This is a genomic window from Brachyspira catarrhinii, from assembly GCF_005518285.1.
Lineage (GTDB): Bacteria > Spirochaetota > Brachyspiria > Brachyspirales > Brachyspiraceae > Brachyspira > Brachyspira catarrhinii.
In genome coordinates, this window is the sequence record NZ_SJDU01000115.1 from 1 (window position 1) to 6,447 (window position 6,447).

Genomic DNA, 6,447 nt, shown 5'->3' on the forward strand with positions numbered 1-6,447 from the left:
ATATCTTTAAATTTTATTTTAAGGAGAAAAAATTAATTATGATAATGACTTTAAGATGGTTTGGAAAAGAATTCGATTCGGTGAGCTTGAAGCAAATTAGACAAATTCCGGGAGTAAAAGGAGTTATTACGACTTTATACGACAGCAAAGTCGGAGAAATTTGGGAAAAGGAAAAAGTTAAAAAAATAAAAAAAGAAGTCGAAGATGCGGGACTTAAAATTTACGGGATTGAAAGCGTAAATGTGCATGACGACATAAAAATAGGGCTTTCAAGCAGAGATAAATACATAGAAAATTATATTGAAACTTTAAAGATTTTAGGAAACGAAGGAATAAATTTGGTATGTTACAATTTCATGCCAGTTTTCGATTGGACGAGAAGCGATTTGGCTAAAGTGCGTCCAGACGGAGCTACGGTTTTATCTTACGACCAAGACATTATAGATAAGATTGACCCCGAGAAAATGTTTGACAATATAGATTCCAATTCCAACGGTTATGTTTTGCCTGGCTGGGAACCCGAAAGACTTTCAAAAATAAAAGAACTTTTTGAAATGTATAAAGATGTGGACGATGAAAAACTTTTTGAAAATCTAAAATATTTTTTAAGCGCGATTATGCCTACATGCGAAAAGTTTGGAATTAAAATGGCTATTCATCCCGATGACCCCGCATGGTCCGTTTTTGGACTTCCAAGAATAATAATAAATAAAGAAAATATACTTCGCATGGTTAATAATGTTAATAGCGATTATAACGGAGTGGCATTATGCGCGGGTTCGCTTGGCTCTAATCCAAAAAACAACATTCCCGATATAGTGAGAAGTTTAAAAGGAAAAATATTTTTTGCTCATGTTAGAAATTTGGAACATACGGCTCCGGGAAAATTTCAAGAAGCGGCTCATCTTTCAAGCGATGGTTCTATGGATATGTTTGAAATAATGAAGGCTTTTTACGATATAGGTTTTGAAGGACCTTTCAGACCCGACCATGGCAGGGCTATTTGGGACGAAGTTTCTATGCCGGGCTACGGATTATACGACAGAGCGCTCGGTGCGGTTTATCTTCAAGGTTTATGGGAAGCTATAGATAAAATGAATAAATTAATATAAAATTAAAATATAATATTTCCATAATTTATAGTAATATCTACATTTTTTAGGAGATAACTCATGTTTACAAAATATATATCCACTCCAATAATTCCCGTTGCGGTTGTGGAAACTGAAGAAGAAATAAGAAATATTGCCGATTTATCGAGCGAATATTTGCCCGCAATCGAGCTTACTATGAGAACGGAATATTCTTACAAGGCTCTTGAAATATTGGCTAAAGATTATCCTAATTTGCCTAGAGCGGCGGCTACGGTAATATCAACGGAACAAGTCGACAGAATACTCGATTTGGGAACGAATATTATAATAAGTCCTGGATTTCAACCAAACTTGCTCGAATACGCTAAAAATAAAAATTACGATTATATACCTGGAGTAGCCACGCCTTCGGAAATAGAACAATGCCTCGCTTACGGACATAAATATTTGAAATTCTTTCATGCTGGAGTTTTTGGAGGAATAGAATGGCTTAAAGGAGTCGGAGCGGTTTATTCTCATACGGGAGTCAAATTTATGCCTTTAGGCGGAGTTAGCATAGATAATGTTTTGGATTATCTCAAACAGCCTAATGTGTTTGCCTGCGGAGGTTCATGGCTATGTTCGAGAGATATTTTGAAAGCTAAAGATTGGAAGGAAATGAAAAATAGATTTAAAAAAGCGAGCGACTTAATTAAACAATTTAAATAATATTTTTAAGATTTTTTATTAAACTATTTATACTATCCAAAATATTTTCGTTTAATCCGCCTGCGATTATATTTTTAATATCGTTTTCAAAATTTTCTGGGATTGACTTGCATAATTTATAAACATATTTAATTAATTTTTTCTCCCCAGGATGAAGTTCTTTATTCAACGCGAATAAAATATCGAAGTAGGACGACAATATCGCGGAAACTCTATGATTGACGCTCACAATATCTTTTCTTTTAATCGCTTTTTCAAGCTGTTCAAAAAACGATGCGCATTTTTTATCTTTCATAACGGCTAAATTTTTCTTTATTATATTTTCTTTAAGTTTATCGGGATATTCTTTATTTAATTCGTTTTGAATATTTTGAAATTTTGAATCTTTATCGTAAATTATTTTAGAATTTTTTACATTATACAAAAAAGCCGTTGTATATCCTATTTTTGAATTGCATTCTCTCCAAATATAATTTATTTCATTTTGAGCAAAAGACAAATCTCTATACATGAAATCAAAACATATATCGTTTATGATAAACTCGTCTCCATACTCAAAATAATCGTTTCCAAGTTCGCAATATGAAGAATATTTTTCGGCAAAATTTTTTCTCGTTTCAATGTTTACTTTTTCTTTGGAATAAATATAAATATCGTAATCGGACATTTCATCGTTTATTAAACTTGTTTTTGAACCCGATAAAACTATTGCGTCAATATTGTTTGTTTTAATAGCTTCGTCTGAAAATTCTTTTAAAAGATTGATAGCGTCCATAAATTAAAATCCGAAATAAAATTTTAAAAATATTATTTGTAAGAACTAAAATAATTAAGTATTTTTTTATATTTTGAACTTTTATTTCCCGATAGAACGACATATTTATTTAAATATTCGTAAACCATTTTTCCGTATTCGACTTCTTTAATCGCGTCTTTCTTTTTTACCGCGTTATCGTATCTGTTTTTATAAATCAAGGCAAGCGAATAATTTGAATTAGGTTCGGCTCTCAATTCTAAAGCCTTTTTGTATAATTCGATTATTTTATCTTCTTTATATTCTCTTTCCAAATAAATCGCGCCATACATATAAATATCGCCGAGCCTCGAATATGAAGGATGGCTTTTCAATTTTTTCATTCCTTTTGAATCCAAAAGATTTATATAGGCTTTTAATTTCGCGTAAGAACTCGCGTCTTTCTTAAACGAATTTAATGTTCTCGAAAATCCAACGGCGTTATCCAATTGCTGGTCCTTGCTTGGAGTAACTGGAATTTCAAAATTATCTTGCGAAAATAAAAAAAACGAATTTGAAAATAAAATTATATTCAAAAATAAAACTAATAAAAAGTTTTTCATTTTAATTCTGCCTCCGAAATAAATATTAATCAATTTTATTATCGTAATTTGATTTAAATATGATAAAAATAAAAACTATTCAAAAAAATTTTAAAATATTATATAATAATATTATGATTAAAACAATTAAAAATATATTATTATTTTCTTTTATTATAATTTTGTTTTCCTGCGAACAAAAAATTAAAACCGTGAACATGGGAAACTTTGCTGTAGAAATCCCCGAAAATTTTGAAATAGGATTTTTGAACGAGGCTATAAATAAAGATTCAACGGTTATTGATTACGAAACTTACGGACTCGAAACGAAAACGGCAATTTACGGAATAGAATATTCAAAATATAGATTTTCGGTTGATATAGAAAATATAAAAAATAATATTATAAATAATTTAAGAAATCATTTCGCAATAAAAGAATATAAAATAATTTCCGAAGGCTATGCGAACGGCAAAAATAATTGCTACGAAGTTTTGAGCGGTTTTTATTACGGACCAAATTTGACTTATAATAAATCTTTTATAATGATTAACAACGGAAACGAAGTCATAAAAATAAGTTGTATGTATAATGCCAACAGCAAAAAAGACGACAGACAAATAAATAATATTATTTCTTCCGTAAAATTGATTGATAATAATTAAGATTTCGTTTATAATAAAGTATGGGGTAGAAATAATGGCAAAAAATAGCGCGAATGCAAATTTACATAAAGCAAAAGCTGAAAAAAAGACGAATTCTACACTCAACTCAGCGATATAGAAAAAGAACTATTCCATTATAAATCGCATTTCAAAAATAAAGTAGTTTATTGCAATTGCGATGACCCTTTAGCAAGTAATTTTTTCAAATATTTTTTCTTAAATTTCAAATATTTAGGACTAAAAGAACTTATTACCACCTGTTATAAGAGTCAAAATTTTAAAGAATTTAGCGCGGAAGATTCGCCTCAAAAAGCTTATGCGATTAAAATAACAAGAGATTGCGAAGTCGATACGATAGGCGAGCCTTCCGAAGTATTGGCGGAAATTGAAAAATTATTATCGCTTTCTCTATCCGACAGCCCTACTCAAAGCGAGGAAACTATAGAAGCTTTTGAAAAAAATAAACATAAATTAAAATCCAAAACCAAACCGCTAAAATCTGATAAACCGAAAAATAAAGGGCAAAGTCTTTTGTCTATTTTTGAAGATAAAGATTTAGGCAACGCGGGAGATTTTCGCTCGCAGGATTGCATAGAGTTATTAAAACAAAGCGATATTGTGGTAACTAATCCGCCTTTTAGTTTATTTAGAGAATATGTTGCACAATTAATAGAATATGATAAAAAATTTATAATTATCGGCAATCAAAACGCAGCATCTTATAAAGAAATTTTTGCACTCATCAAAGAAAATAAACTTTGGTTAGGAGCAAGTATAAAAAGTGGAGATAGAGAATTTGGAGTGCCAAAATATTATCCGCTTGAAGCGTCTGGTATTAGAGTTGATAATAAAGGCAATAGATTTATACGAGTAAAAGGGGTAAGGTGGTTTGTAAATTTAGATTATCCAAAAAGGCATGAAGTTTTAGAAACTATTAATAGCTATGCCAAAATGCCTGAAAAATATCCAAAATATGATAATTATGACGCGATAAATGTGGATAAAACTATTGATATTCCTATGGATTATGACGGCGTCATGGGAGTGCCAATTACATTTTTGGATAAACATAATCCCGAGCAGTTTGAGATTGTAGCTTTGGGTATTGTGGGTTCAGTAGATTTTACTTGTAATAAAAAAATGGAAATTTTAGATAAAAATGGAAATTCAACGGGTAAATTTACATTTAATGCAAAAGGGACGCTTTATAGAAAATTTAACCCGCAAACTGACAAAACTCCAGCTTTTAAAGATTGCGAAACGGGAGAATTATACTCGAGTATTTATGCACGAATATTAATTAAAAAACGACCCTTACAGGGCGCACACTCTATGGGCAGTGCCAAGCGAGGATAACAAATGAAAATAGAATTACAAAAAATAAAAATTAAAGATTTAATTAAAGACTACAAAAGAGATGAAGAAAGCGGCGAAATAATAGGATATGGCGGTAAATTAAATATCCGCCCCGCATATCAAAGAGAATTTGTCTATAAAGATAAACAACGAGACGAAGTTATTCGCACGGTTTTTAAGGAATTTCCATTGAATTCTATATATTGGGTAAAAAACGGCAAGAATTCTTACGAAGTGCTTGACGGACAGCAACGCACAATTAGTATTTGCGATTATTATAATGGAGTTTTTAGCGTTGATGAATTTTTCTATCAAAACTTACCAGAGGATAAAAAAGATAAATTTTTAAATTACGAACTTATGGTTTATGTATGCGAGGGAAAAGATAGCGAAAAATTAGAATGGTTTAGAGTAATCAATATTGCTGGAGTTACGCTCACAGACCAAGAATTGAGAAACGCAATATATGTAAGCGCGTGGTTAAGCGATGCAAAAAGACGATTTAGCAAACGCAATTCTTTAGCCGAACAAAAAGGCGGAAAATATTTGAAAGGCGATAGTTTGAGGCAGGAATTTTTGGAGACTGCGATTGCTTGGATAACAAATAAGCGAGACGATAAAGCTATTTGCGAATATATGGCAAAAAATTCTAAAGATTCTAAAAATTCGGACGAGTTATGGGGATATTTTTGCGCGGTAATAGATTGGGTTGAGATGAAATTTTCAAAATATCGTAAAGAAATGAAAGGGCTTGAATGGGGATTTTTCTATAATCAATATAAAGATAAAAAATTGGACGCCGCCGAACTTGAAAATCAAATTGAAAAACTTATGCAAGATAGCGAAGTGCAAAAGAAAAGCGGAATTTACGAATATTTATTAAGCGGAAACGAGAAACATTTAAATTTGAGAGCCTTTGACGAAAATATTAAACGCGAAGTTTACGAAAAACAAAAAGGAATTTGCGCAAATAAAAAATGTCCTAACGCTGGCAAAAAATTTGAAATAGAAGAAATGGAAGCGGACCATATAAAAGCATGGAGCAAGGGCGGTAAAACTACGCTTGAAAATTGTCAAATGCTATGTCGCGAATGTAATCGAGCAAAAAGTTCCAATTAAAGATAAATAAAAATAATTAATCAATATATTCTTTAATTATATTCGTAAGTTTTTTTACTTCTTCAAAACTTAAAGATTCGCCTCTGTCGTTTTTATCAATATTAGCTTTTTCCAAAATTTCGTCAATTTTTTCTTTTTCTATATTTATATAAGGAGAATTAATGAAATTA

6 protein-coding genes and 2 pseudogenes are annotated in these 6,447 nt (G+C 30.9%); 5 read left to right on the forward strand and 3 right to left on the reverse strand.

All coding sequences use genetic code 11. The features are described 5' to 3' along the window. Positions 1-38 precede the first annotated feature (38 nt). Both uxuA and eda read left to right on the forward strand, forming a co-directional pair. On the forward strand, positions 39-1,112 hold the full coding sequence (gene uxuA, locus EZH24_RS05710) for a mannonate dehydratase (RefSeq protein WP_137998179.1): 1,074 nt from the start codon (positions 39-41) through the stop codon (positions 1,110-1,112). A gap of 60 nt (positions 1,113-1,172) precedes the next feature. After that, complete coding sequence (eda, locus tag EZH24_RS05715; RefSeq protein ID WP_137998180.1) at positions 1,173-1,802, forward strand: bifunctional 4-hydroxy-2-oxoglutarate aldolase/2-dehydro-3-deoxy-phosphogluconate aldolase; 630 nt, start codon at positions 1,173-1,175, stop codon at positions 1,800-1,802. On the opposite strand, the gene EZH24_RS05720 is transcribed toward eda, so the two are convergent. Beyond that, entirely contained in the window at positions 1,795-2,577 is a 783-nt protein-coding gene (locus tag EZH24_RS05720; protein ID WP_137998181.1) for a DUF4037 domain-containing protein, read from the reverse strand. The genes eda and EZH24_RS05720 overlap by 8 nt on opposite strands. 32 nt (positions 2,578-2,609) lie before the next feature. Further along, complete coding sequence (locus EZH24_RS05725) at positions 2,610-3,158, reverse strand: hypothetical protein (protein ID WP_236847084.1); 549 nt, start codon at positions 3,156-3,158, stop codon at positions 2,610-2,612. 197 nt (positions 3,159-3,355) lie between these two features. Here EZH24_RS05725 and EZH24_RS05730 point away from each other — a divergent pair, with 197 nt between their 5' ends. From EZH24_RS05730 to EZH24_RS05740, 3 genes and pseudogenes are all read left to right on the forward strand, one after another. Next, positions 3,356-3,802: a hypothetical protein gene (locus tag EZH24_RS05730; protein ID WP_236847085.1), complete on the forward strand. Its 447-nt coding sequence runs from the start codon at positions 3,356-3,358 to the stop codon at positions 3,800-3,802. Between the two features lie 93 nt (positions 3,803-3,895). Further along, positions 3,896-5,158: pseudogene (locus EZH24_RS05735) on the forward strand (adenine-specific methyltransferase EcoRI family protein); the annotation flags it as partial. A gap of 3 nt (positions 5,159-5,161) precedes the next feature. After that, on the forward strand, positions 5,162-6,277 hold the full coding sequence (locus EZH24_RS05740; RefSeq protein WP_137998183.1) for an HNH endonuclease family protein: 1,116 nt from the start codon (positions 5,162-5,164) through the stop codon (positions 6,275-6,277). A gap of 16 nt (positions 6,278-6,293) precedes the next feature. On the opposite strand, the pseudogene EZH24_RS15370 reads toward EZH24_RS05740, so the two are convergent. Further along, positions 6,294-6,447: pseudogene (locus EZH24_RS15370) on the reverse strand (16S rRNA (adenine(1518)-N(6)/adenine(1519)-N(6))-dimethyltransferase RsmA); the annotation flags it as partial.

Coding starts and splice junctions, on each gene's coding strand:
- uxuA (WP_137998179.1), top strand. CDS start 39: ATGATAATGACTTTAAGATGGTTTGGAAAAGAATTCGATTCGGTGAGC.
- eda (WP_137998180.1), top strand. CDS start 1,173: ATGTTTACAAAATATATATCCACTCCAATAATTCCCGTTGCGGTTGTG.
- EZH24_RS05720 (WP_137998181.1), bottom strand. CDS start 2,577: ATGGACGCTATCAATCTTTTAAAAGAATTTTCAGACGAAGCTATTAAA.
- EZH24_RS05725 (WP_236847084.1), bottom strand. CDS start 3,158: ATGAAAAACTTTTTATTAGTTTTATTTTTGAATATAATTTTATTTTCA.
- EZH24_RS05730 (WP_236847085.1), top strand. CDS start 3,356: ATGGGAAACTTTGCTGTAGAAATCCCCGAAAATTTTGAAATAGGATTT.
- EZH24_RS05740 (WP_137998183.1), top strand. CDS start 5,162: ATGAAAATAGAATTACAAAAAATAAAAATTAAAGATTTAATTAAAGAC.